This window comes from Vibrio variabilis, from assembly GCF_003263785.1.
Taxonomy (GTDB): domain Bacteria; phylum Pseudomonadota; class Gammaproteobacteria; order Enterobacterales; family Vibrionaceae; genus Vibrio; species Vibrio variabilis.
This window is the reverse complement of the sequence record NZ_JYJK01000059.1, coordinates 35,614-60,221: the sequence shown is the minus strand read 5'-3', so window position 1 is coordinate 60,221 and position 24,608 is coordinate 35,614. Positions and strand designations below refer to the sequence as shown.

Here is a 24,608-nt window from a genome sequence, read left to right as displayed (position 1 = left end):
GATTGCGCCGCAGTTGGTGATCACTATTGTGTTTTTATCTGGCCTGCAGGCAAGCGGTATTTCAGTCTTCTCAGTTAGAAGACGCCTTCGGTATTAGCCGAGAGTTTGTTGGACTAGAGAATTTTAGCAAACTGCTAGGCGACAGTTACTACCTTGATTCCTTTTTCACCACCATTCAGTTCAGTGTATGTGTTGCTGTTTTGGCTTTGGTGAGCGCACTGATTCTTTCTGCATTTGCCGAACATATTGTGCGCGGTGCAACCATGTATCGTACCTTTTTGATTTGGCCATATGCCGTCGCCCCTGTTGTGGCCGGTTCACTTTGGCTGTTTTTGTTTGATCCGACGATTGGTGTTATTACCGATGTACTTAAGTGGTTTGGCGTTCAATGGAACCCTACCCTGAACGGAACTCATGCGATGTGGATGGTCATCATCACCTCGACGTGGAAACAGATCAGTTACAACTTCTTGTTTTTTCTCGCAGCATTGCAATCGGTGCCAAAATCACTACATGAAGCAGCAGCCATTGATGGCAGCGGCCCGGTGAAGCGATTCCTAACCATCAGCTTTCCTCTGATTTCGCCAACCAGTTTCTTCTTGTTGGTTGTCAACTTTGTGTACGCCTTTTTTTGATACGTTCGCCATCATTCATGCTATGACTCAAGGCGGTCCAAGCAACAGCACATCGACCTTGGTCTACAAAGTCTACAACGACGGATTTATCGGCCTCGACCTCGGTTCATCGGCCGCCCAGTCGGTCATCCTAATGATTCTTGTCGCCCTTCTTACGGTGATTCAATTTAAATATGTCGAGAAGAAGGTGGCGTACTAATGGTAGAAAGAAGACCCCTATTTACGATTTTTTGCCACGGCATTTTAGCGCTAGGCATCATCTCTATTGCATTACCCGTGTGGATAGCGCTAGTCGCGACGACACACGACAATACCGCGTTTGCCACAGGTACGCCTCTTTGGTTTGGCGACCTTGGGTTTAGCGTTTTTGGTGAGTTACTCAGTAACCAAAGTTTATTTAACAATAACGCACTGCCGATCACCCACATGCTTACCAACTCGCTGATCATGGCACTGTGTATTACGTTCGGTAAGCTGGTTATTTCAATCATGTCAGCGTACGCGGTCGTGTTCTTTCGCTTTCGCGGTCGCATGGTGGCGTTTTGGATGATCTTTTTCACCCTCATGCTGCCAGTGGAAGTGCGGATCATGCCAACTTTTGAGGTGATCACGAACCTCAACATGCTCAACTCTTTCTATGGCCTCACGATTCCATTGATTGCTAGCGCAACGGCTACATTCCTATTCCGCCAGTTCTTCATGACCATTCCAAATGAGTTAGTTGAAGCGGCAAGAATCGATGGTGCGGGGCCGATTAAGTTCTTTTTCGACATTTTACTGCCTCTATCTCGCACCAATATCGCCGCTCTGTTCGTGATCACCTTTATCTATGGTTGGAACCAGTATTTGTGGCCGCTGCTCATCACCACGGATGCTCAGTACTACACCATCGTTATGGGCATCAAACAGATGCTTGGTGTGGTAGATGGTGTCATCGAATGGAACAAAATTATGGCAACCACCATTATCGCTATGTTGCCGCCCGTCATCGTTGTGATTGCAATGCAAAAAGCATTCGTCAAAGGCTTGGTAGATTCGGAGAAATAAATGTCTACACTCACTCTTTCAAACATCGCTAAATGTTACCCAAATGGCTACCAAGCGATCCCAAACATCAATCTGAACATTGAAGACGGCGAAATGGTCGTTTTGGTGGGTCCAAGTGGCTGTGGCAAGTCTACACTGCTTCGTATGCTCGCCGGCCTAGAGGAAATCAGTGCAGGTACGCTGCAGATCGATGATAAGGTCGTCAACGACCTAGAGCCTGGCGAACGTGACATCGCGATGGTATTCCAAAACTACGCGTTGTATCCCCACATGACGGTATACGACAACATGGCCTACGGGCTCAAAAACCGTAAAACACCAAAAGCAGAGATCAAACGCTTAGTCAGTGAAGCGGCCGACATGTTAGAGCTTAATGGTTTGCTGGATCGTAAACCTAAACAACTTTCTGGTGGTCAAAGGCAGCGTGTTGCTATGGGGCGCGCGATTGTGCGCGAGCCAAAAGTGTTCCTATTCGATGAGCCACTTTCAAACCTCGATGCAAAGCTTCGCGTGCAGATGCGTTTAGAAATAAAGCGCCTTCAACGCCGTTTAGGCACCACTTCGGTCTATGTCACACATGACCAGGTAGAAGCCATGACACTTGCTGATAAGCTGGTCGTTTTGAACAAAGGTAATGTCGAACAGGTGGGTACACCGCTTGAAATCTATGACAATCCAGCTTCACTGTTCGTGGCGACCTTCATTGGCTCACCCTCCATGAACATCCTAGATGCCAATGTATCCATTGAAGGTATTGAACTTGATGACGCAATGCTGAATATCAACACCTCTTCGCTCGGGCTTGGCGGGGTTAAATTGGGTCTACGGCCTGAACATCTAATCCTGGATGAAGACAATCCTTGGTTCCATATTGAAGTTGAACTTATCGAAGCGCTGGGTGCCGACTTGTTGCTCTACTGCAAAACGCTTGGCGCACAATCTCAGAAACTTGTTGTACGTGTTGAGGGGCACTCTAAAATCGCTATTGGCGACAAGCTTGGTCTTGATATCGATGTAGAACACATCCATCTTTTTGATAGTGACACATCTAAACGCATTCACTTTGATAGTAAAACGCAGCAACAAGAGGTTATGAATGCCTAGGTCTTTAGCAGCGCTGTCTCACGCTCAGGCAAAAGAGATCCAATGGTTACTGACAGATGTCGATGATACTTTGACGTGGCAAGGACAACTTCCTCCAGAAACACTCGACGCTTTATCGAAACTACAAAAAGCAGGCATCAAGGTTGTCGCCGTTACTGGTGCGTGTGCGGGTTGGTGTGACCAAATTGCAAAGCTGTGGCCGCTTCATGGTGTTATCGGCGAGAATGGTGCTTTTTGGATGCAGAAGAACCAGTCTGGTTTCCACACTCATTCACTCAGCCCATTACCAGCGATGCGAGAGCAACAGCAAGCTCTCATTAAACTGCTGGCTCAGTTACTACGCGACTATCCCGGTATCGACTTTGCCAGTGATCAGGACTTTCGCTTCTGCGATGTCGCCATCAATCTTGGGCAAGATCGCGTACCGGTTGAAGCCGACATAGCAGCAAAGCTACTCAGTGATATTCACCAACTGACATTGAATGGACAGAAAGTGAAAGCCACTCAGAGCTCCATTCACATTAATGTTTGGGTTGGAGAGCACAGTAAGCATATCTCAAGTGAACACTATCTAAAGCAACAGCACGATTTTGACACTTTGAACCTGTCCAATGTGGCTTACGTTGGAGACTCACTCAACGATGAGAGCATGTTTGAGTGGTTGCCTGTCACATTTGGCGTAAACAACATTACTCCTCTGCTAGGAAAACTCAGCTCACCACCAAGCTTTGTTACAGCGGGGAACGGGGCTATGGGTTTGCCGAGTTGGCCAATCATCTTCTCGCGATACGCTAAGGCATTGATAAAGAGACATCCATTGTGATGTCTCTTTTTGTTTCGAGAAAAGACCAAGATATTTACAACTTACTCTTTGACTTACACGTGTACGCTGATATTCTAGCGAACAGTTGTAAGCTTAAATGGAGACGGTTGATGGATACAGTGAAAAAGCCCCCAGTTATTTGGCTAAATGTAACGATATTTCTAGGTACATTTATTCTGGCGACAGTGGGTGTCATTTGGTACGGCATGGTTGAAGGCTACAGCGTAGCTCACTGGGTTTGGTTCATCATTGCTTTCGTGTTTTGCGGGATGTCAATTACTGCAGGCTATCATCGCCTTTGGTCCCACAAGACCTATCAAGCTCATCGTTCTCTAAGGTTTCTCTTTGCAATTGGCGGGGCATTTGCACTACAAAACAGTGCCTTACACTGGTCTTCAGACCATCGCGTCCATCACAAGCATGTCGATAACAACGACAAAGACCCTTACTCTGCCAAGCGTGGTTTCTGGTACTCACACATAGGTTGGATGCTTCGAGAATATCAAGCCGAGCGTTACGATGATTACCGCAACTGTCGCGACCTGCAAAAAGACTCGATTGTCATGTGGCAACACAAGCATTATGTATTGTTGGCTCTGGCGACCAACTTTGGTATCCCTCTCGCACTTGGACTTTGGTACGGTGATGTTTTGGGCTTTTTGCTGATTGTTGGCGCCTTACGTTTAGTACTCAGTCACCACACTACCTTTTTCATTAACTCTCTGGCGCATATCTGGGGCTCTCAACCTTACACCAGTAAAAACACGGCGAGAGACAATGGCATTTTGGCCTTCCTTACCTTCGGGGAGGGTTACCACAATTTCCATCACATTTTCGAGCACGACTACCGCAATGGTATTCGCTGGTGGCAATTCGATCCTACCAAATGGTTGATTCGCTCGTGCGCGAGTTTAGGCCTAACCTCAAACCTGAAAACTGTGTCAGCATACCGAATTGAGAAAGCAAGGTTGATGCAGACCATGGCAAACGCTAAAGACAAAATCTTTACGTTACCCAATGCAGACCAGCTTCAAGAAGCCTTAGAGCAAGAGTTTCAGTTACTGCTAAGTAAGTTGACGGAATACGATCAATTGCGAAGCCAGGTTATCGACTCAGCAAAGTCCAGCGTTAAAGAGAAATATGAGCAAGCACTGCTGCGTATAAGACTCGAACAGCTCGACTTAAACCTTAAAGAGCATAAGAAACGTTGGCAGCAAATTGTCTCTAACCCTCGCCTTGCACTGAGCTAACAATCGCTCCTTCAATTCGGCTTCAATTTTATTGACAGTGAGCGAGCACGTCCCCGTGCTCGCCTTTTTATATAATCATGCTTCAACTCTTTAGCCATGATTATTATGAATAAAAACAACCTTTGGCAGTTCTCTCAAGCTCTATGGGCATTGTCCAATGGATTGGGGTCGCGATCATCATCGCCCCGGTTATTCTGTCGCGTACCGGAAGCGCGATTTTAGTGGGTCAAGTCATGCTCATTCTTGGTCTTATCGGTCTGGTTGCTCCCGTACTGGGCGCATTAGCCGACCGATTTTCATGGCACCGACAATTACACTTCTTCGCCCTAGCCTGTCACTGCCTGGCGTTACTGATATTACTCTGGGCAAGCCAAACTGTCTGGCACTACTGGCTCATCGCTATCTTAGTGGGGTTAGGGAGTAACCTCATCCTTATTCTAAACCCGACCTTTGCACTCAAACTGAATAATCAGCCAGCAATGCAGACGCGGGCGCTAAAACGTCTATTTCAGATACAAATGTTGGGCGTTGCTATTGCTGGGGTATCCGTTGGAACACTCAACTACTTTGGTTTATCGCAAACAACACAAATCGTCTCACTCATTGTGTTTGATTTGGCTTTGCTCATACTCATTGCGATTGCCCCACCTGCTGCCATCAATTTTGAGCCAGCTAATGACGAAGTAACGGTATCGCAAAGTCGCAAACCTTCTGCTGCGATTTGGTTTGGCTTCGTTGTGTGCGTAGCACTGTCGATGTTTATTGGCTCTAACATGGTTGAGCTTGGCCCCGTCATCATTGAGCAAGCGTTTGGAGTTAGCGTGGCAAGCAGTGCATTTGGGATGGCGATCGCAGCATGATCACACTGGTTTCTCTGGCACCTGCGGGTAAATGGATGGAACAGCATGGCTCCCAAGCGCTTTGGCTCGTCACCATTATTATTAACCTATTTGTTGCAGTGGTCATGTGGGGAATGTATGGCAATCAAGTCGTGGCGATACTGCCGCTTTCTCTTATCTTACTCTCTATCATAAATGGCGCTTGGAATGACATTTCCATTGCAGCACTCGCCGATCAAATTAGCCTTATTCTCCTGCAACATCACAAGGTTACATGGCTGCTGCCGTTTCTCTGGGATTTTCAGTAGGCACTTATTGTGTGGGAGTGCTGATTGATGCGCAAAACATATTGGGCGTGATGAACTTCTTATTGGTCAGCGGTGTGATCATTACTGTATTGGCGCTGATCATAATTGGACGTAGGCGCAAGCACCAAGCGGTTGTCACAACGAGCAGCCCTTCCTAACGGCTTGCTCGCACACTAACGCAGTACAAGATAGGCTCCAGCAACCGGCCTAAATCACTGAGGTTTTATTTCTGCCACGCTCTTTAGATTGATAAAGGCTTTGTCCGCTCGCACTAGCCATTGAAGGTGATTGGCATCATCGGTACGACTCTCAGTAATACCAAGGCTAATGGTATAGTTAAGCTGATTGCCATCGAGCACTACGGGCGTTTGCTCGATTTTTTTCCTCAGGCGCTCAGCAAAGTACATCGCTTGATCGGCAGTGGTGCCTGATAGCAATACCGCAAACTCTTCACCGCCGTAACGGCCACACACATCGGTGCCGCGAGCGGCTTTCATTAGTTGCTTGGCAGTTTCTTTAATCACCTTATCGCCTAGCGCGTGGCCATAGGTGTCGTTGACTCTCTTGAAATGGTCAATGTCGAACATCACCAATGAAGAAACCTTACCCGTGGTCTGCACCACATGGAATTCATCCACAAAGTTAGCTTCCCAAAACGCGCGATTAAACAAGCCAGTCAGGCCATCGGTGCGGCCAATTTCGGTGAGTTTTTCGTTAGAGCGCTTTAGGTGCATTTTACTTTTCGCTACGTCGCTTACGTCTTGAAGCATAATCGCAAAGTGCGTCACATCACCGGTCGGAGATTTTAGCGGAGTGATCACCATGTTCTGGTACATTGTCAGCAAGCCTTGGGAAACAGGTGAAAAGTTTTTAAACTCAAACACAACCGGTCTATCTTCCCAGTTTGAGAACCCTCGAGTCTTCAATTTGCTTGCGGATTCTAACTTTGCACGTAACCAGCTTTCCGGCAAATCTGGACAGCTGTGAAACAAGCTCTTACCCATTATAGCCTCTGCATGAATACCGCTGTAGTTCTGCATAAAGCTATTCCAAGCACAGACTCGATAATCGCGATCAATCACAACGAGCCCTGCATCCAATGTATCCAGTAGTTGCATTGTCCAATGGAAATCGGAGAGATCTAAGGTCATGGTTGTCATTGTAGAAGCTCCATTTGTCGACGAATGATATCCACGGACTCTTCGTCAAACATAAACAGTACCGAACAAAACAGATCTAACGCTTCAGCATCATAGGTGTACTCCACCGTGAACACGTGCTCGTTATCACTTAACATCGAGTTATCTGGCTAAAATCGTTGATTCTCAGCGGCTCTCGAAGTGAAAACTCCAGGCACAGCTGTTCAGATAGAGACACCAAAAAGGACGACACAAGCACGTTCACTAGATTAACGACGACTTCATCATTGGAAACATCGCCATCCGAGAAACCGAGACGCTCCCCCACCTGACTAATCGAATCCCCTTCAATACACACCAAGGCTTCACCATGAAGGCCGCCGCCAACAAACCTTTGCGCCGCTGCACAGCTGTTTTCGCGTGTCAGCGTATCTTGGATCATCATTGTGAGTTCACTAAACGACAGCTCACCAACCGTCGGGACGGGGAGGATAATAAACTCTTTGAGCAACATGGATATCGTTGCCGCTCCAGCACCAAGAGCGATATTGGACGTCTCCTGAAAACGCTCAAACATCTGAACTTTAGAAAACTGACTGCCAACAGAGGCTGGGCGGTTGAAAGGTAAGTGTAAATCATCAAACAGCGGTGTCGCGGCTTCTGGCGTTAACGGCTTTTGAATAAATGCATACGCCCCAAGCTCAAAACAGCGCGCTTGCGCCATTTCCTGAATATCTCCAGAAACCATGACGATTTTTGAACGACACTCGCGCTGACGCAATACTTCAAGCACTTCAAAACCATCCATACCCGGCATAGTAATGTCGAGAAACACGACATCAATCGACTGATTGTCGATAATTTCAATGGCTTCATGCCCGTTTGCAGCAAACACAATCTCACCTGCGAAACTCGCATCGATACAGCTTGCTAAACTTTTGCGTGCGACTTTAGAGTCATCACATATTAGTATTTGCATGAACCTATTCAAATTCTTGATAAATCAACCAAAACTATCTAAACAGAATTTCATCTTGGAAGCTAGGGGAATCCTGAACCGAAATCACACTTTTATCGTTAATTGCGAGAAGCGCTAAGTTACTGTTCAATAAAGGGATGAATGAGCCAACATAGATCGCAAAAATATGACCTAGCGCTCATATTGCAGGGAGTATGAAACGTCAATCCCGAAGGGAAAGAATTATAAAATTCAGAGGATTAATTCAGCTGTTTGTTCATACTTTCAACTCAAGTTAAATCAAAAAAGACTTGGTACTATGCAATATAGTACCAAGTCACTTTAGGAAGTAGCGCTTAAGTTAAATCGGTTTGACCCTATGGAATATCCGATACAACACCGGAACCACAATCAGAGTCAGTACCGTTGCAAAACCCAAACCAAACATGATCGTTACCGCCATTGGCTTAAAGAAAATATCCGGTAGCAGAGGAATCATACCTAGGATGGTAGTAATCGCCGCCATACAGACCGGGCGTACACGACTTAGTGCGGCATCTACCACAGCCAAGTAGGGCTCTTTACCCGACTTCATCTCTATCTCAATTTGATCCAGCAGCACGATACCATTTTTCAATAGCATGCCTGACAAGCTCAAAAATCCGAGCAGTGCCATAAAGCCAAACGGTGTATTGAGAGCCAACAACCCAGTCGTTACGCCAATGACAGCGAGTGGCACGGTAAGCCAGACAATCAATGCCTCTTTCACCGCATTGAACAAGAAAATGGTGATTAAGAACATAAATAGATAGCCAAGCGGCATGGTCTGGAATAACGACTCCTGCGCATCGCCTGAAGACTCATACTCGCCCCCCACTCTAACGAGTAACCTGGTGGTAATTCTATGGCTTCAACCTGAGGTTGGAGACGTTTTTGCAACGTTGCCGCTGTCTCTTCTCCAAGCAAATCAGGATCCGCCATAATGGTCAGCATACGCTTGCGATTTTTACGTACGATGATCGGATCTTCCCATCGAGTATCGTAACCCTGCGTCACTTGCTGGAACGGGATAAACTCACTTAGTGCCGGACTCCAAATCATCATGCCTTCAATGTTACGGATATCCACACGCTCCTCATCTGGCAAGCGTGCCACAATCGGCATCAAGGTTGTACCATCGCGGTACAGACCAACGTTTTTGCCCGAGAACGACATCATCAACACATCATCAATATCAGATTTTGTGATGCCGTAACGTCTTGCCTGACTTTCATTGAAAATAGGCTCTAACACTTGTGTACGCTCACGCCAGTCATGGCGAATATTGTAAGCGCCAGGATCGGCGTACATGATGTCCATCACTTGCGATGCGATGCCACGCAATACGGTTGGATCAGAGCCAATAATGCGCGCCTCTATTTTTGCGCCGCCGCCTGGACCAAGTTCAATCTGCTTCAGCTTGTAATTGATTTCTGGGAACGTAGCATCCAAATACTCACGGAATCGCTCCATCAAAGAATTCAATTCTTCGTAGTTATGCACACGCGTGGTGATTTCCCCGTAAGCGGCGTAGCTTTTCTCAGGTGCATAAGTCAGCATGAAACGTTGCAAACCTTTACCCGCTGTCGTCGTAATATGGTCCGTTTCTGGCTGGTCAGCAATCCAAGTTTCAATAGCTTTAAGCTTAGTGTTCGTTGCACGAATGTCTGTCCCTTCAGGTAACCACACATCCACTTGGAACATAGGTGTGGTTGAGGCTGGGAAGAAGGATTGCTTCACCTGAGTAAAACCGTACAGCGCTGCCACCAATGCTGCGACCAATACCACTACGGTCAGCCAAGCTCTGTGCATACAAAACTCAAGGAACTTGCGATACATAACGAAAATAAAGCCGTTATAAGGATCTTTACCCTCTTCGCCTTCTTTTACTTTTTGACCTCTAAAGAAAATGTCAGCAAAGAAAGGCGTGAGTGAAATCGCCGTGAACCAACTTAGCATTAGAGAAATCAGAAGTACCGAGAACAAGGTGCCACAATATTCACCAGTAGAGTCTTCAGAGAGACCAATAGGTGCGAATGCTGTCACCGCAATCACGGTTGCACCAAGAAGCGGCCATTTGGTTTGAGTGACAATGTCTGTTGCCGCTTGTAGCCTCGTTCGCCCTTTTTGCGTCCCTATGAGTATCCCTTCGACCACCACAATGGCATTGTCCACCAGCATCCCTAACGCTATGACAAGCGCTCCAAGTGAGATACGTTGTAAATCGATGGCCATGTACTGCATGAAAATGAAGGTGCCTAATACGGTGAGCAGCAGTATCAAGCCAATCAGCAGGCCAGAGCGCAACCCCATAAAGAACAGCAGTACGATAATAACGATAGCAACCGCCTGTCCCAGACTCACCACAAAGCCACGAACCGATTTATCCACCTCTTTCGGCTGGCTATACACTTCGTTTATCTCAATACCAACGGGTTGCTGAAACTTAAGCTCTGCGAGCCTGCGATACAAACGATCGCCGACTTCCACCACGTTAACACCAGTCGCGAAAGAGATACCGACATTCAGCGCCACATCACCGTTGTAAGTAATGATGTTGCTGGGTACTTCTATGAAGCCGCGTTTTATTTCCGCCACGTCTTTTAAGAAGATGAGACCTTGCGCCCCCCTTCGGTCAAAATCAAATCACCAAGCTCGGAAACATCAGTGAACTCACCCGTTGGCTGGATACGAATATACTTATCACCAATGCGCGTGGCGCCTGCGTTGGAGACGATGTTCTGAGTTTGTAGAAGATTGAAAATGGTGCTCGGCGCGATCCCCAAGGCACTGATGCGCTTTATTGAGATCTCGATAAAGACCTGCTCTTGCTGATCGCCTGTAACCGAGACCTTGCTTACGCCATCCACTAACTCAAGCTCCCGGCGCAGATAATCCACATAGTCGAGCAGTTCTTTGTAGTTATAGCCTTCGCCGGTTAACGCAAATAGAACGCCATACACATCACCAAAATCATCAATGACCGAAGGTTCATTGACTCCGGGAGGCAGCGAACCCTTCACATCGTTCACTTTCCGGCGGAGCTCATCCCAGATCTGCGGTAGATCGTCTGGCCCATAGTTATTTTTCATGGTGACGGTTATCTGCGACAATCCGCGACTCGAGATCGAATTAATCTCGTCGACATAGGTCAGTTGCTGTATCGCTTTCTCGATAGGATACGTGACCTCTTCTTCAACTTGCTGAGGTGTCGCCCCTGGGTAGGAGGTGACTACCATGGCATCTTTGATGGTAAATGCGGGATCTTCTAGTCGACCCAATCCAAAGAACGCGGACACACCACCGATCAAAAAGATCAGCGAAACCATCCAACTGATCACGCGGTTGCGAATGAAATACGCCGCGACTCCCGTGACTTCATCATCGGATTGCGGTAATGATTTTTGTTGTTCTTGCTCATTACTTCGCCTCCTGCGGTAATACTTCAACCTTCATGCCTTCCCTCAGCCTCGCAATCCCTGCAATGACAATCTGCTGCGACTGCTCAAGACCATCAAGGATCTGAATAGTCGATTGAGACACTTTGCCCGTGGTCACTTTTTGTTTTGTCACCGTGCTATCACCATTCACAACCCAGACAAATTTCTCATTCGCCGCCAAGCTGTCGCCATCTTGATTAAAGACTGCTTCAATAGGCACGCTGACACCAACGCCAAAGTTGATCCCCACATCTTTTGCTTTTGATGTCACATCCACTGCCATCCCATCAAGAATGAACTCATTTTCCGGCATCGGTAACACCAACGTTGCGGTAAAGGTGCCAAGTGCAGGATCTGGCTCTGTGGTGAATTCCTTCAACGATGCGATGTATTCGTTGCCAGAGGGCACTCTGACCAGCGCTTCAATATCAGTAACATCTTTATGCTTTGGCTGATTGAGAGAGAAGCTGTCCGGCATTTGCACCACCACTTCCACCTCTTCAACGCTATGAATATTCACCACTTGTTGCCCAATTTGAACATTTTCAAACTTCTCAGCAGAGACACGAGAAATGATGCCATCCACAGGTGCTTTGAGTTCCGTGAACGACAAGCGAAGTTTGGCAAGATCAAGCTCCGCCCGTGCATAGGCTCGCTGCGCCGCTATCTCATCAAATTGTGACTGTGCCAGAAGCCCTTTTTTTACCAGCGGGCTAGAGCGGCGATATTGGCTGTTAATGACGTTGTAGCGTGCTTGGGCATTATCTACCGCAAGCTGATAATCCGTCGGCTCTAATACCGCCAACACATCACCACGATTAACAAAATCCCCTTCCTTAAGATCGATTGAGCTTATCTCGCCAGCTACGCGAAAACTCAAATGAGAACGGTCTGCCGCACTCGCTATAGCAGGGAAGTAGAGTCGGCTTTTTAGCTCAGTACGACCGATTTCTGCCACGCGAACTTTTGGCACCTCGTCGCGTTCACCAACTTCAGGTTTACTGCAACCAACAAGCGTAGCCCCAATCAAAAAAACTGTGAGAGTGTGTAACTTCATACTAGAGCCCTCTCTCCTTGATCCACTCGCGAACCTTGATACCAGCGTCAATACCTTGAACTCCGGAAATAACGATTTGGTCGCCGTCATTAAGTCCACTGATCACTTGGCGCTTGTCGTTAAGCTTTACCGCTACTTTTTCAACAATACCCTGTTCATTCACGCGCCATACGCACTGCTTTTCGCCTTCCATAAACAGTGCTGATGTTGGTATCACTGTCGCTGAGCTACTTTTGGTCACAACGCGAACTTGACCAGCCATGCCAGGCAAAATCCCAACGTCGCTCGGACGCTCCATGACCATGGTGACTTTGTATGAACCGGTTTTTGGATCCGCCTCTGTATCAATTTCTTGGAATGTCAGTTCGTAGCTACTGGATGGGTGAGCATCAAATGTCATTGTCGCTTCCACCTCTGCCCCGCCTTGAAAACGGTTAAGGAGCGTATCTGGCAGTTGGAAGTTCACTTTGAGAAGCTGATTGGACTGAATGTTCATCACGCCTTCTTTGGCCTGAATGTATTCATAGTTGTCCGCGGGAATAATGGAGATAGTGCCATCGTAGGGCGCAAGTAATCGGGTATAGCTTAGATTTGCTTTCGCTTGCGACCAGTTGGCACGGGCAGAATTCATGTTTGCTTTAGCTTGGTCAAAGTCCTGTTCGGACACCACTTGCTCTTTGCGAAGCTTTAAAGCTCGTTGATATTGCACATCCGCCAAACGGAAGTTAGCTTGTGCTTGTTTTTCGAGCAGCTGATATTCATCCGGGTTGAGGCCTGCTAAGAAATCCCCTTTGGTGACTCGCTGGCCTGAGCGAACGGCAATTTCTTCAAGTTGTCCTGGAACACGAAACGCCAGCACTGCTTTATCTCCCGCTTCCGATGTGGCAGGAAAAGTACGTTCAAATTGGCTGTTGCCGACAGCAACGGAGAAAAGCTTAGCGGGGCGAGATTCGGGCTCGGGAACGGGAGGCGGCTCCTTACCACATCCACTGAGAAGGCCAGTGATAATCACCAGCAAGGTAAACTTACTATTCATTCTCTAACTACCTTGTTTTAATTGTACTTTTAAACATAGTCTAGAGAGGTGGGGCGTGCCAACAAACAGTGAACGAATAATGATTCTTACCTCTATAAAAAAAGAGACCGTGTTGGTCTCTTTGTATTTGGTTAGATTCGAGCTAACTACAGCTTGTTGAACTCGCGATTGACCTTAAACGCTTCGGATGTGACATACGCTTCCATATCTCGCACTTTGTGCTCCATTGAGTCAAAGTCACGTTCCAACGTATTAATGAGATCCTTAGCATTCTGTCCTTGCTGCCAAGGTTTACTCTTTAGCGAATGTTCCTGCTTGGACTTCATCGCCTGAACAAAATTGTCTGGCTGCTTTTCCAGCATCAAACTCATTGCTACATAGGCGAGCAGGACAAGGAAACTACCACCCAAGAGTGCCGCTGAAATCACTAAGATTCTGACAAGCCACACCTCAAGTCCAAAGTAATTGGCTAGTCCAGCACAGACACCAGTGAGCTTGCCGTTGACCGGATCTTTGTACAGCTCTCTATGAGTCATAAGATTGCCTCCAGTTTGGTGCTTCCGCATCTAGAATACGTTCTAGGTTATCAACACGAGCTTGCATCTTTTCAGCTCGCTGCGACAAGGACTGCAGTTTCTGAAACTCTTGCTCAGATAACCCATTATCGGCTTTGCGTTTGCTGCGGTAGTGGAGAAAAAGCCACAGCGGTGCGACAAAAATCAGAAAGACAATTAATGGACCCGCAATTAAAAAAGTCGACATGTTTTTCTCCTACTCCGTTGTTATTTGTCTTTGTTCATCTGCTCTTTAAGTTTGGCAAGCTCTTGGTCAATTTCATCTTGAGCCTGCAGCTCCGCGAACTCTTGATCGAGTGACTTAGCGTTCCCTGTCTTCGAATACAGATCCGCTTCCGCTTCCAGTTCATCGATTTTACGCGAGTACTGCTCAAACTTAGCCATCGCTTCGTGGGTACGGCTAGTGTGCAGATGTTTTTGTACATCGCGACGGTTGCTGGCTGCTTCTGAGCGAATCACAAGCGCTTGCTGCTTAGCGCGCGTTTCTGTGATTTTAGATTCTAGCTTAGCAATCTCGTTCGTCAGTTTCTCAATGGTCTCTTCGACTAAGGTTTGCTCATCGTGCAAGCCTTTCACAACGTTTTCAAGCTTTTGCTTTTCAATTAGCGCCGCTCTTGCTAAGTCTTCACGCTGTTTTGTGAGCGCTAACGTCGCTTTTTGCGCCCATTCTGAAATTTGTTCTTCAATGGCCGAGACTTTGCGCGCTAATTCTTTTTTGTCGGCAATCGCTTTTGCAGAGTTCGTGCGAACTTCTACCAACGTATCTTCCATTTCCTGAATGATGAGGCGAATCATCTTTTCTGGATCTTCCGCTTTATCAAGTAAGGCACTAATATTTGAATTTACGATATCGGCAAAACGAGAAAAAATACCCATATTACATCTCCTGTCTGGATGAGTTCGCCAATGAACTCTTTGGTTGTTGATTACAGTAATCCAAGTACCGTGCCAACATTTGCATTTCTTACATATCAATAACTTAACACTTGTCACTCGCATTCACTCAATGCCGTGCTAAGATGCATAGGCCAACAATTGGTATTTTTTACCAACATCGAGAGGAAATCATGGCGCAAAACTTAATTGGTGAATCTCCCGCGTTTTTAGCGGTGCTCGATAAGGTCTCGAGGCTTGCTCCCATCGACAGGCCTGTACTGGTGATTGGTGAGCGTGGTACAGGTAAAGAGCTTATCGCGCAGCGACTTCACTATCTGTCGAAACGTTGGGACCAACCTTTAGTCTCTCTGAACTGTTCAACATTAAGTGAAGGGCTGATTGACTCAGAGCTGTTCGGCCATGAGTCAGGCGCGTTTACTGGCGCCAAAGGACGTCACCAAGGCCGCTTCGAGCGCGCTGAAAACGGCACACTGTTTCTTGATGAACTCGCTACTACGCCACTTTCTGTTCAAGAAAAACTCCTTCGTGTGATTGAATACGGTCAGTACGAACGCGTTGGTGGCGCTAAGGCACTGGAAGCCAACGTTCGATTAGTCTGTGCAACCAATGAAGATTTGCCTGCACTCGCCGAAAGAGGAAAGTTTCGCGCCGATCTTCTCGACCGCCTCGCTTTTGATGTTATTCATCTTCCACCTTTAAGGCACAGGCAAGAAGACATTCCCCTATTGGCCGAATTTTACGCCATTAAAATGTGCCGCGAACTTGGGTTACCGTTTTTTGTGGGCTTTACCGAACAAGCTTGGCAAAGCATCTATGACTATCACTGGCCCGGCAACGTGCGCGAGCTAAAAAACGTAGTAGAGCGTGCTGTGTATCAGCAAGGCACCAATGAAGCACCGATTGAATCTCTAATATTCAACCCGTTTGAAAATCAATTCAGCCAGCTCAGTCCTATGGCGAGAAAAGATGAAGCGGACAACGAAACAAGCGTTGATAGCGCCTCGTCAGAGGATTCCGATGCAGCCAAACCGTCACAGAACTATGACTTTCCTTTGGATTTTAAATCTTGGCAAGATGAGCAGAATGTTAAGCTGATTAATGAAGCGCTGAAACAAGCTCAATACAATCAACGCGGTGCAGCCAAACTGCTAAGCTTGAGTTATGACCAGCTAAGAGGCTTAGTGCGAAAGTATAAACTGGTTTGATGTTGATGGGTGACTTCACTTTCTATACGACAAACTCGGCGATAAGTGCTTGTCGTTATTGGTTTAGCAAGCGAATTAGTGGTAAATTACCCTGATCTCAATATAGATATTACGTTCGCGAACGAATGTAGCGTGTTTATGAAGGCATTAATCAAATTATCACTCGGGCTCTGTGGCTTAATTTTGCTCGCTGGATGTGAAGACAAAGTCGATCACTCCAAAATACGACAAGACGGTTTCGTCTATTGTGACCAAGGCCGACCGAGTACATTCAACCCGCAACTCGTAGACGGTGGTATTACCGTAGAGTCAATTGCGCCGCAATTGTTCGACACCTTGCTCACGCTAAATGCGGGCACGCATCAGCCTGTACCTAACCTAGCGAAAGCTTGGGCGGTCAACAAAGCGGGAACTGAATACACCTTTACACTCAGAGACAATGTTCAATTTCAGAGCACCGATTGGTTTACACCGTCTCGCCCTTTGAATGCGAATGATGTAGTGTTCAGCTTTAGCCGTATTATCGACCCTAACCACCCCTTCCATGATGTGGGTGGCAGTGTGTACCCTTGGTTTGCCGGTATCGACTTCGCCAGCCTAGTCGAGAAAGTCGAAGCCATCGACGGGCTGACGGTTAAATTTACCTTATCAAGCCAGATAATTCGTTCTTGTCTAACATCTCTACTGCGCACGCACCTATCTTCTCTGCCGAATATGCCGACCAGTTGATTGCTAGCGACAATAAACTGAATCTAGATACTCACCCTGTCGGTACAGGACCATTCTACTTGGATGAATATCAAGTTGCGGACTTGGTTCGGCTTAAACGTCATGAAGACTATTGGCGTGGTTCCGCTCAAATGTCACAAGTGGTGTTTGATATCTCACACCGTGGTGCCGGCGCACTGGCAAAACTGCTACGTAACGAGTGCGATGTTCTAAACTCGCCTATTTCAAGCCAAATTCCGGTGATACTGGAAGAAGATTCGGTCGTACTGCAAGCCAAACCTGCTATGAACGTAGCGTTTGTTGCTATGAATACTCAGCACCGAGCACTTAGCGACCCTCGCGTTCGTAAAGCGCTGAACCTTGCCATTAACCGCGACACTATTCTAGAAGCCGTCTATTTTGGTAGTGGTGAAACCGCCTACAGTTTGCTTCCTCCAAGCTCTTGGGCTCACCAAAAAGATGCGATACAAGTTCGCTACGATCGCAACTATGCTATGGCGCTGCTTCGTGAGGCGGGTTACGCCCACGGACTTGAGCTAACTATGGCGGTACCTCTCGAGCCACGAGTGTATAACCCAAGCCCGCGTAAAACTGCAGAGCTGATTCAGGCAAACTTTGCCAATATTGGCGTCACGCTTAATTTGCTAACCGATGATCGCGTCGACCGGCAAGAACTGTCCAATATTGAATCTGTTGATATGCTACTGACTGGTTGGGTGGGTAATACGGGCGATCCGGATAACTACCTAAGACCTCTACTTTCTTGCACCTCTAAGCGCGAAGGCCTTAACCTGTCCATGTGGTGTAACGATGACTTCGACTTCATTTTGGATTTGGCTCTTGAAGTAAACCAACCAAGATATCGTCTTAACCTTTATCGCCAAGCGCAAAACATTTTGAATGAGGAAGTGCCGGTGCTGCCTATCGCTCACGGACAAAAATACCAAGCGCACAATGACAACCTGACCGGATTTAGAACCAGTCCGTTCAATGCTCAACCTTTTGACCAAGTAATGAGGTTGAAATAAATGTTCTGGTACTCAATACGTCGCCTTAACCTATTTGTTATCACGCTGTTGATACTCACCTTTGTGGGATACAGCTTGGTGAGACTCGAACCAACTTCTCAATGGGCATCAGCACCTATGCTCTCGGGTTGGTTCGAATACCTTGGACGATTACTTCAACTCGATTTTGGTCTAACGAAAGCCGGTGTGCCCATCACACAAGAGCTTGCCTCCGTTCTGCCAGCCACACTAGAGCTTTGCTTTGCGGCATTTACTATCTCGGTATTCTTAGGCATCCCTGCCGGGACTATTGCGGGTATGCGTAAAGGCAAGTGGCTCGACAACGTGATCTCATTTTCCTCTATGGTCGGCTATGCCGCTCCGCTATTTTGGATCGCACTATTGATGATCATGTATTTCTCACTCAACTATCAATGGTTCCCCGTGGCCGGGCGCTATGACCTGCTTTACGAGATTGACCATGTGACGGGATTTGCATTGATTGATGCCATCCTATCGGACGGTCCATACCGTAAAGAAGCGCTTCAAAGCGTTATCGAGCATATGATCCTACCTTGTTTGGTGTTGGCATTGTCACCGACGATGCAGGTAATTCGTATGATGAGGACTTCCGTTACCGAAGTGATGTCTCAAAACTACATTCGTGCCGCACGTATTCGCGGTCTTTCAAACTATGAGATTGTCATCGAACACGTACTGCGCAACGCCATTCCGCCAATTATCCCTAAACTCGGCGTGCAGCTATCAAGCATGATCACCCTAGCGATCATGACTGAGTCAATCTTTAACTGGCCGGGTGTTGGCCGTTGGTTATTAGATGCCCTGTCGAATCAAGACTACGCATCAATTCAGGCCGGCGTGCTCGTGGTAGCCACCATTGTTTTAGCGGCGAGTATCATCTCTGATCTTATCGGCGCGATGATCAACCCGTTAGTAAGGAAGGAATGGTATGCTGTCAGATAACGTTTATCAGGAAGAGCGTATTCCTACTCAGCTTGAGCGATTTTGGCGCAGCTACCGCTCAAATAGTCTGTCGATGTTTGGTCTGTGGTGTTTGATTTTCATCATCCTTATCACCCTACTCTCGCCATTCATTACGCCTTACGACCCTATGGCACAAAGTTCGAATCTATTGGTGCCACCCTCGTGGGATCCTAAGGGCACCGTAGATTTTTTCTTTGGCACCGATGATTTAGGTCGCGATATCTTGTCACGTATCATCGACGGCTCACGCTTGTCCTTTGGTGCGGCAGTAATCATTACCGTAATCGCTACCCTGGTCGGTTGCTTAATCGGTATCTTGGCTGGCATGACACGCGGTCTACTATCGAGCACACTCAACCACCTGCTTGACACTGTCATGTCTATCCCATCGCTGCTGCTAGCGATCATCTTTGTCGCTTTCTTAGGGCCTGGTGAATTTAATATCTTGTTGGCAATCTGCCTCGCGTTGATCCCACGGTTTATTCGCTCGATCTATGTCGCTGTGCATACCGAAGTCGAGAAAGACTATATCATGGCAGCCAGACTCGATGGCGCGAATGAGTTTTACCTACTTTGGAACTCGATTTTTCCCAACCTATTAACTGTGATTGCAGCGGAGGTTACTTTCGCTTTGTCTATCGCGATTCTTGATATCACTGCGTTAGGCTTTTTAGGCTAGGTGCTCAAGCGCCAAGCAGTGAGTGGGGTGCGGTTCTTGGTGATGCGGCTGAGCTACTTTACCTAGCACCGTGGACAGTAATTTTACCGGGCCTAGCCATTTTGTTTACAGTCGTAGTGGTTAACATTGTGGGTGAAGGTATCCGCAGTGCATTGAGTGCGGGGATCGAATAATGCCAGTACTAGATATTCGACATCTCACCATCGAAATCGAGACTCCTCAGGGGCTCGTTAAAGCTGTTGATCGTATGAGTTTCACTATTAATGAAGGTGAAATTCGCGGCCTTGTAGGTGAATCGGGCTCAGGAAAAAGCTTGGTTGCCAAAGCCATTGTGGGCGTAACCAAAGATAACTGGAAGGTCACCGCTGACGCATGCGCCTTGGTAATATTGACTTACTGCAGCTAACGCCTCGAGAGCGCAGGCGTGTTATCGCTCGTGATGTTGCGATGATTTTCCAAGAGCCAACAACCTGTTTAGACCCATCCGAACAAGTTGGCAAACAGCTCATCGAGTCCATCCCTGCCCGCTCATTCGAAGGCAAATGGTGGGAGCGATTTAAATGGCGTAAAAAGCAAGCCATTGCCTTGCTGCATAAAGTTGGCATCAAAGAGCACACTCGTGTGATGAACAGCTACCCCTATGAGCTCACCGATGGTGAGTGTCAGAAGATCATGATTGCGATGGCCATTGCTGCCAAACCAAAGCTATTGCTTGCTGATGAACCAACAATGACTTGGATCCCATCACACAGTCGCAGATCTTGCGTTTGTTGAGTCGTATGAACCAGCTCAATAACACTACGATTGTGTTGATTGGGCATGACTTAACGACGATCACTCAATGGGCAACGCGTATCACAGTGATGTATTGTGGGCAGTCAGTCGAATCAGCTGATACCGCTAAGATTCTGGCAAAACCAAAGCACCCATATACGGTTGCGCTGCTTAAAGCGATGCCCGACTTTGGAGAATGGATACCGCACAAAGAGAAGCTACAGTCGCTTCCAGGATCCATTCCACCGCTTCAACACTTGCCGATTGGTTGCCGACTGGGCCCACGTTGCCCGTATGCGCAAAGACAGTGTGTAGAAATTCCCGAAGCAAAACGAATTAAGAATCATAAGTTCAGCTGTCACTTCCCGCTGAATACGGAGAAAAAAGCATGAGTTCGTTGTTAGAAGTCTCCGATCTAAAAAAAGACTTTGTGACTCGCTCTAAGCTGTTCCAAAGAAAAGTACAGCACGCGGTTAAACCTGTCAGCTTTAGCCTTGAAGCTGGGCAAACCATTGGTTTTATCGGCAAAAATGGGTCTGGAAAGTCCACCCTAGCACGCATGCTTGCTGGCGTGGTAGAACCGACATCAGGTGAGATCCGAGTCAACGGTGATTTGCTTGAGCACAAAGATTACTCGACTCGGTGTAAGCTGATTCGTATGATTTTCCAAGATCCGAATACGTCGTTGAATCCGCGTATTCAAATCGGCCGTATTCTCGAAGGTCCTTTGAAACGGAACACCAACATGCCGCCAGAAGCGCGTATGCAACGTGTAAAGGACACGCTCATTCGCGTTGGCCTGTTGCCTGAACATGCCTATTTTTACCCGCAAATGCTGGCAACCGGACAAAAACAGCGTGTCTGTTTGGCACGGGCTTTGATTCTTCAGCCATCGATTATCGTGGCAGATGAAGCACTGAATGGTTTGGACATGGCGATGCGCTCACAAATTATAAACCTGTTTCTCGAGCTTCAAGAAGAAATGGGCGTTGCGTTTGTTTATGTATCGCAACATTTGGGCATAGTGAAACACATTACGGATAAAGTGATGGTGATGCACGAAGGCGATGTTGTGGAATATGGCAAGACCAGTGAAGTACTCACCAACCCACAACATATTGTCACCCAGCGCATGGTAGAGAGTCACTTCCACAAGACGCCCATACATCGTTAGTAAACGGCATCGTTAGTGAACGGTATCGGTAGTCAACGGGATCGCTAAATAGAAGCGCTACGAAAAATCAATTAACCAATCAGCTCTATATAACTGTCGATACCTTTTTGTATCGACTTTTTTATTTCCATAAGCGGCTTAGATTGCAAGCTCCAAAGCGCGATTGGCACAGACAATCCACCGCGGATCTTCTCACACTTTATCTCAGTGAGGTTATCCGCCACATAGTCGCTGGTTTCAATGTTCTTAGGCATTAAGGTCCAGCCTAAGCCTTTTTGAGTGAGCTTGATGGTCAGTGCTAACTGATCAATCAGGTCATGGTTTGCTGACAAAACCACATGATTCGCTAACCCTTCATCGACGAGAGATTTGAGGACAAACTGACGTGTCGTCTTCAGCGCATCGTAAACTTGATCTTCAGGTAAGCTCGCTAAATCACTGTACTTACTAGCAAAAGGAACAAACGGCATATTGCCGATCATGGTGTAGTCGATGTTGCTCATTGCGCTCGCTTTGGTCACATTGACGATACCAAACTGAATCGACTCATCAGCGAGTCCTTCGCGGATCTGCTCTTGCGTTCTCACCAACAAGTTCACACGAAGCGCGGGAAAGTCGTCGATAAGCTGCTCACGGATTAACGCAATCGCAAGATGCGGTAAAAAGCTACTGTAGGCGACGGTAACGGCATCAAGCTCTCCAAACGATAAGCTTAATGCCACCTTATCAAAGGTCTTGGCTTGCTCAAGCGCCTGCTTTGCGTATCGATAAAGAAAATGGCCATCTTGAGTCGGGTCAACGCTGCGAGTATTACGCTCAAACAGCTCGACGGAGACTTGATCTTCTAAGTTAGCAATCACCTGCCTACGGTGGTTCTGTGTTTACCCAGTCTGCTCCCCGCTTTACTAAAAGAGCGCTCTTCGTAGACACTGACAAACGCCGCCAACTGCTCCAAGCTAAAATTCACACACGCCTCCTAAACCCATTTAAAACGTAACTTGTTGTCGAAACGTTACTTTTCTTGTCAATGATAGACGAATTATTTCATTTGTCACACAGCTCAGACAGCCTAGCGAGGGCTGTACTTCTTTATTTATTGCTTTTCACCAAACCGTAGATGTGAGGATTGCGTCCTGCGCTGTGATGTTTGGTGATTGGAAATCTCATCATATTATTTTCTCAGACCCAGAGAGCTCCTCTCTGCATGAAATTAACTCGTGAAACATAAAGGTAAACATGATGACAGATTTCTCAAAAATCGATAACGAAGTTGAACAGCTAGCCGGCGTTATCTGGAATATGGCGGAAAAGGTTTGGGACTACGCAGAACTGAGCTATGAAGAGTTTAAAAGCTCAGCGCTGGAAAGTGCCGTACTTGCAAACAATGGTTTTACTATCACTGAGCGTGCGGTAGCTGGCCTAGAGACCTCTTGGGTCGCTGAATGGGGTACAGGCAAGCCTGTCGTTGGCTACTTGGTGGAGTTTGATGCGCTGCCAGGCCTTGGTAACGATACGGTGCCAACCAAAACCCCAGCTAAGAACGGCAATACAAATGGCCACGGTTGTGGGCACAACCTTATCGGTTCTTCATCTATTGGCGCAGCAATCGCTCTAAAAAACCACATGGAAAAAGAAGGTATCGCTGGCACCATTAAGGTTATCGGCTGTCCTGCAGAAGAAGCGTTGAACGGTAAAAACTACATGGTTTCTGCTGGCGCATTTGATGATTTGGATGTCTGCCTGCACAACCACCCTGCGATGGTGAATGCCGCACTGAACTTCCACTCTGCGGCTTCCATCGACCTACTAATCGAGTGGAAAGGCGTCACTGCCCACGCTGGTGCGGCTCCTTGGGAAGGCAGAAGTGCACTCCATGCTGCTGAGATTTTCTTAATGTCAGCGAATATGATGCGCGAGCAAATGGAACCTACGGGTCGCCTACACTACCAGATTCTTAATGGCGGTGACGCAGTGAATGTCATCCCTGACTACGCTAAAGTTCTGGTTCGTTACCGCGGTAAATCTGCTGAGAATGTGCGCAAATATAAGGCGTGGCTAGAAGACATGGCCAAAGGTGCCTCATTGTCGACTCAAACCACTGAAGTCGTGACTAACCTAGGCGGTATCTATGACATTTTGCCTAACGACCCATTTGCCGAAGCAATCACGACTCATATGAATCGTTATCTGCCGATCGCTTGGACAGAGGAAGAGCAAGAGTTTGCCAAATCTATTCAACGTGAAATGGGCAAACCAGAAGACGGCCTTGCTACAGACGTGATGGATGTACCTCATGGTGTTGAAGTTGGCGGCTCATCAGACGTTGGTGACGTAAGCTGGAAAGTACCGACAATGGGTGTGATGTTTGCCGCATGGCCTAAATACATCCCACCACATCAATGGGGTTGCACTGCGTGTAACGGTATGAGTATTGGACGAAAAGCTGGTCTGCAAGCTGCTCATGTTATGGCAGCGCAAGGACTGGAGTTACTCACAAATCCTCAGCTACTAAATGACGTGACGGCTGAGTTTGAGAAAAACAAAAACGGCCAGGAATATGTTTCATTGAATGATACCGACTATAACCCTAGAGGTATCTTAAATGACGAGCAGTTGACCAACTACGACTGCTGTCTACATACGGCTCTAGAACATTTTGGACTGGGCGAAAACTACAATCCGACCTGTGGTCATAGCCACAAGTAATTCTCACACACTCATCCAAGCGAGGGCATCAATGCCCTCGCTTTTTTTTGTCGCGACACAAAGCGCTTAGGTTCCCTATCTTCCCAATTTCGAATTACTAAGAGGTGATGATTGAATCCTCTTCAGTGAATTCAGGGTTTAGAGACAAGCCAGATACTATAACCGCAGTTGTTGAGACAAAT

At 47.2% G+C, this 24,608-nt stretch carries 18 protein-coding genes and 7 pseudogenes; 14 read left to right on the top strand and 11 right to left on the bottom strand.

Annotated features, from left to right (window positions below; genetic code table 11):
- The first annotated feature begins 1 nt into the window (after position 1).
- The 7 genes and pseudogenes from ugpA to TZ48_RS08600 all read left to right on the top strand — a co-directional run bounded on the left by ugpA (position 2) and on the right by TZ48_RS08600 (position 6,006).
- Positions 2 to 834 (top strand): annotated as a pseudogene (ugpA, locus tag TZ48_RS08630) (sn-glycerol-3-phosphate ABC transporter permease UgpA).
- Positions 834 to 1,682, top strand: coding sequence for a sn-glycerol-3-phosphate ABC transporter permease UgpE (gene ugpE / locus TZ48_RS08625; protein WP_112478868.1), 849 nt, complete (start codon positions 834 to 836; stop codon positions 1,680 to 1,682). Before ugpA ends, ugpE begins: the two are co-directional and overlap by 1 nt.
- Entirely contained in the window at positions 1,683 to 2,786 is a 1,104-nt protein-coding gene (locus tag TZ48_RS08620; protein ID WP_112478867.1) for a sn-glycerol-3-phosphate import ATP-binding protein UgpC, read from the top strand.
- Positions 2,779 to 3,581: pseudogene (locus tag TZ48_RS08615) on the top strand (HAD-IIB family hydrolase). The gene TZ48_RS08620 and the pseudogene TZ48_RS08615 overlap by 8 nt, the downstream one beginning before the upstream one ends.
- A 138-nt stretch (positions 3,582 to 3,719) precedes the next feature.
- Positions 3,720 to 4,859 (top strand): fatty acid desaturase, encoded by a 1,140-nt coding sequence (locus tag TZ48_RS08610; protein WP_112478870.1) that lies wholly within the window; start codon positions 3,720 to 3,722, stop codon positions 4,857 to 4,859.
- A 122-nt stretch (positions 4,860 to 4,981) separates the two neighbouring features.
- A complete protein-coding gene (locus TZ48_RS08605) occupies positions 4,982 to 5,719 on the top strand; it encodes an MFS transporter (RefSeq protein ID WP_162674523.1) in 738 nt (245 codons plus the stop codon).
- The gene (locus TZ48_RS08600; RefSeq protein WP_112478864.1) at positions 5,716 to 6,006 is read left to right on the top strand and encodes a hypothetical protein; all 291 of its coding nucleotides are present in this window, start codon (positions 5,716 to 5,718) and stop codon (positions 6,004 to 6,006) included. Before TZ48_RS08605 ends, TZ48_RS08600 begins: the two co-directional genes overlap by 4 nt.
- Before the next feature lie 207 nt (positions 6,007 to 6,213).
- On the opposite strand, the pseudogene TZ48_RS25790 reads toward TZ48_RS08600, so the two are convergent.
- The 9 genes and pseudogenes from TZ48_RS25790 to pspA form a co-directional block, all read right to left on the bottom strand.
- Positions 6,214 to 7,166, bottom strand: a pseudogene (locus TZ48_RS25790) (sensor domain-containing diguanylate cyclase).
- Positions 7,163 to 7,303, bottom strand: coding sequence for a hypothetical protein (locus tag TZ48_RS24355; protein ID WP_162674522.1), 141 nt, complete (start codon positions 7,301 to 7,303; stop codon positions 7,163 to 7,165). The pseudogene TZ48_RS25790 and the gene TZ48_RS24355 overlap by 4 nt, the downstream one beginning before the upstream one ends.
- On the bottom strand, positions 7,297 to 8,124 hold the full coding sequence (locus TZ48_RS08590) for a response regulator (RefSeq protein ID WP_112478863.1): 828 nt from the start codon (positions 8,122 to 8,124) through the stop codon (positions 7,297 to 7,299). The genes TZ48_RS24355 and TZ48_RS08590 overlap by 7 nt, the downstream gene beginning before the upstream one ends.
- Before the next feature lie 340 nt (positions 8,125 to 8,464).
- A pseudogene (locus tag TZ48_RS08585) lies at positions 8,465 to 11,471 on the bottom strand (efflux RND transporter permease subunit).
- A gap of 91 nt (positions 11,472 to 11,562) precedes the next feature.
- A complete protein-coding gene (locus tag TZ48_RS08580) occupies positions 11,563 to 12,639 on the bottom strand; it encodes an efflux RND transporter periplasmic adaptor subunit (RefSeq protein ID WP_112478862.1) in 1,077 nt (358 codons plus the stop codon).
- Position 12,640: 1 nt separating this feature from the next.
- Positions 12,641 to 13,675, bottom strand: a complete 1,035-nt coding sequence (locus TZ48_RS08575) for an efflux RND transporter periplasmic adaptor subunit (RefSeq protein ID WP_112478861.1) — start codon at positions 13,673 to 13,675, stop codon at positions 12,641 to 12,643.
- Between the two features lie 146 nt (positions 13,676 to 13,821).
- Entirely contained in the window at positions 13,822 to 14,241 is a 420-nt protein-coding gene (pspC, locus tag TZ48_RS08570; RefSeq protein ID WP_239670752.1) for an envelope stress response membrane protein PspC, read from the bottom strand.
- Positions 14,201 to 14,437 (bottom strand): envelope stress response membrane protein PspB, encoded by a 237-nt coding sequence (pspB, locus tag TZ48_RS08565; protein ID WP_112461027.1) that lies wholly within the window; start codon positions 14,435 to 14,437, stop codon positions 14,201 to 14,203. Before pspB ends, pspC begins: the two co-directional genes overlap by 41 nt.
- A 20-nt stretch (positions 14,438 to 14,457) precedes the next feature.
- Positions 14,458 to 15,126 carry a phage shock protein PspA gene (pspA, locus tag TZ48_RS08560; RefSeq protein WP_112478859.1) on the bottom strand — a complete coding sequence of 223 codons (669 nt, stop codon included), beginning with the start codon at positions 15,124 to 15,126 and terminating at the stop codon, positions 14,458 to 14,460.
- A gap of 143 nt (positions 15,127 to 15,269) precedes the next feature.
- On the opposite strand from pspA, the gene pspF reads away from it, so the two are divergent.
- The 6 genes and pseudogenes from pspF (at position 15,270) to TZ48_RS08530 (ending at position 21,720) form a co-directional block, all read left to right on the top strand.
- Positions 15,270 to 16,352, top strand: coding sequence for a phage shock protein operon transcriptional activator (pspF, locus tag TZ48_RS08555; protein ID WP_420822929.1), 1,083 nt, complete (start codon positions 15,270 to 15,272; stop codon positions 16,350 to 16,352).
- 138 nt (positions 16,353 to 16,490) lie between these two features.
- Positions 16,491 to 18,109, top strand: a pseudogene (locus tag TZ48_RS08550) (ABC transporter substrate-binding protein).
- Positions 18,110 to 19,072: an ABC transporter permease gene (locus TZ48_RS08545; RefSeq protein WP_112478857.1), complete on the top strand. Its 963-nt coding sequence runs from the start codon at positions 18,110 to 18,112 to the stop codon at positions 19,070 to 19,072.
- Positions 19,059 to 19,945: pseudogene (locus tag TZ48_RS08540) on the top strand (ABC transporter permease subunit). Before TZ48_RS08545 ends, TZ48_RS08540 begins: the two are co-directional and overlap by 14 nt.
- Positions 19,945 to 20,938 (top strand): annotated as a pseudogene (locus TZ48_RS08535) (peptide ABC transporter ATP-binding protein). The pseudogenes TZ48_RS08540 and TZ48_RS08535 overlap by 1 nt, the downstream one beginning before the upstream one ends.
- Positions 20,935 to 21,720, top strand: a complete 786-nt coding sequence (locus TZ48_RS08530; RefSeq protein ID WP_112478856.1) for a peptide ABC transporter ATP-binding protein — start codon at positions 20,935 to 20,937, stop codon at positions 21,718 to 21,720. Before TZ48_RS08535 ends, TZ48_RS08530 begins: the two are co-directional and overlap by 4 nt.
- Positions 21,721 to 21,791: 71 nt before the next feature.
- On the opposite strand, the gene TZ48_RS08525 is transcribed toward TZ48_RS08530, so the two are convergent.
- Both TZ48_RS08525 and TZ48_RS26295 read right to left on the bottom strand, forming a co-directional pair.
- Positions 21,792 to 22,580, bottom strand: a complete 789-nt coding sequence (locus tag TZ48_RS08525) for a LysR family transcriptional regulator (protein WP_420822928.1) — start codon at positions 22,578 to 22,580, stop codon at positions 21,792 to 21,794.
- Positions 22,577 to 22,687 carry a LysR family transcriptional regulator gene (locus tag TZ48_RS26295; protein ID WP_420822927.1) on the bottom strand — a complete coding sequence of 37 codons (111 nt, stop codon included), beginning with the start codon at positions 22,685 to 22,687 and terminating at the stop codon, positions 22,577 to 22,579. The genes TZ48_RS08525 and TZ48_RS26295 overlap by 4 nt, the downstream gene beginning before the upstream one ends.
- Before the next feature lie 269 nt (positions 22,688 to 22,956).
- Here TZ48_RS26295 and TZ48_RS08520 point away from each other — a divergent pair, with 269 nt between their 5' ends.
- The gene (locus TZ48_RS08520) at positions 22,957 to 24,426 is read left to right on the top strand and encodes an amidohydrolase (protein ID WP_239670751.1); all 1,470 of its coding nucleotides are present in this window, start codon (positions 22,957 to 22,959) and stop codon (positions 24,424 to 24,426) included.
- The last annotated feature ends 182 nt before the right edge of the window (positions 24,427 to 24,608 follow it).

Bases quoted from the DNA above. Each gene is read 5' to 3' on its own strand.
- pspA (WP_112478859.1), bottom strand. From the start codon at position 15,126: ATGGGTATTTTTTCTCGTTTTGCCGATATCGTAAATTCAAATATTAGT.
- TZ48_RS08590 (WP_112478863.1), bottom strand. From the start codon at position 8,124: ATGCAAATACTAATATGTGATGACTCTAAAGTCGCACGCAAAAGTTTA.
- TZ48_RS24355 (WP_162674522.1), bottom strand. From the start codon at position 7,303: ATGTTAAGTGATAACGAGCACGTGTTCACGGTGGAGTACACCTATGAT.
- pspF (WP_420822929.1), top strand. From the start codon at position 15,270: ATGCATAGGCCAACAATTGGTATTTTTTACCAACATCGAGAGGAAATC.
- TZ48_RS08620 (WP_112478867.1), top strand. From the start codon at position 1,683: ATGTCTACACTCACTCTTTCAAACATCGCTAAATGTTACCCAAATGGC.
- TZ48_RS08520 (WP_239670751.1), top strand. From the start codon at position 22,957: ATGATGACAGATTTCTCAAAAATCGATAACGAAGTTGAACAGCTAGCC.
- TZ48_RS08580 (WP_112478862.1), bottom strand. From the start codon at position 12,639: ATGAAGTTACACACTCTCACAGTTTTTTTGATTGGGGCTACGCTTGTT.
- TZ48_RS08545 (WP_112478857.1), top strand. From the start codon at position 18,110: ATGTTCTGGTACTCAATACGTCGCCTTAACCTATTTGTTATCACGCTG.
- TZ48_RS08600 (WP_112478864.1), top strand. From the start codon at position 5,716: ATGATCACACTGGTTTCTCTGGCACCTGCGGGTAAATGGATGGAACAG.
- TZ48_RS08610 (WP_112478870.1), top strand. From the start codon at position 3,720: ATGGATACAGTGAAAAAGCCCCCAGTTATTTGGCTAAATGTAACGATA.
- TZ48_RS08530 (WP_112478856.1), top strand. From the start codon at position 20,935: ATGAGTTCGTTGTTAGAAGTCTCCGATCTAAAAAAAGACTTTGTGACT.
- ugpE (WP_112478868.1), top strand. From the start codon at position 834: ATGGTAGAAAGAAGACCCCTATTTACGATTTTTTGCCACGGCATTTTA.
- pspB (WP_112461027.1), bottom strand. From the start codon at position 14,437: ATGTCGACTTTTTTAATTGCGGGTCCATTAATTGTCTTTCTGATTTTT.
- pspC (WP_239670752.1), bottom strand. From the start codon at position 14,241: ATGCGGAAGCACCAAACTGGAGGCAATCTTATGACTCATAGAGAGCTG.
- TZ48_RS08575 (WP_112478861.1), bottom strand. From the start codon at position 13,675: ATGAATAGTAAGTTTACCTTGCTGGTGATTATCACTGGCCTTCTCAGT.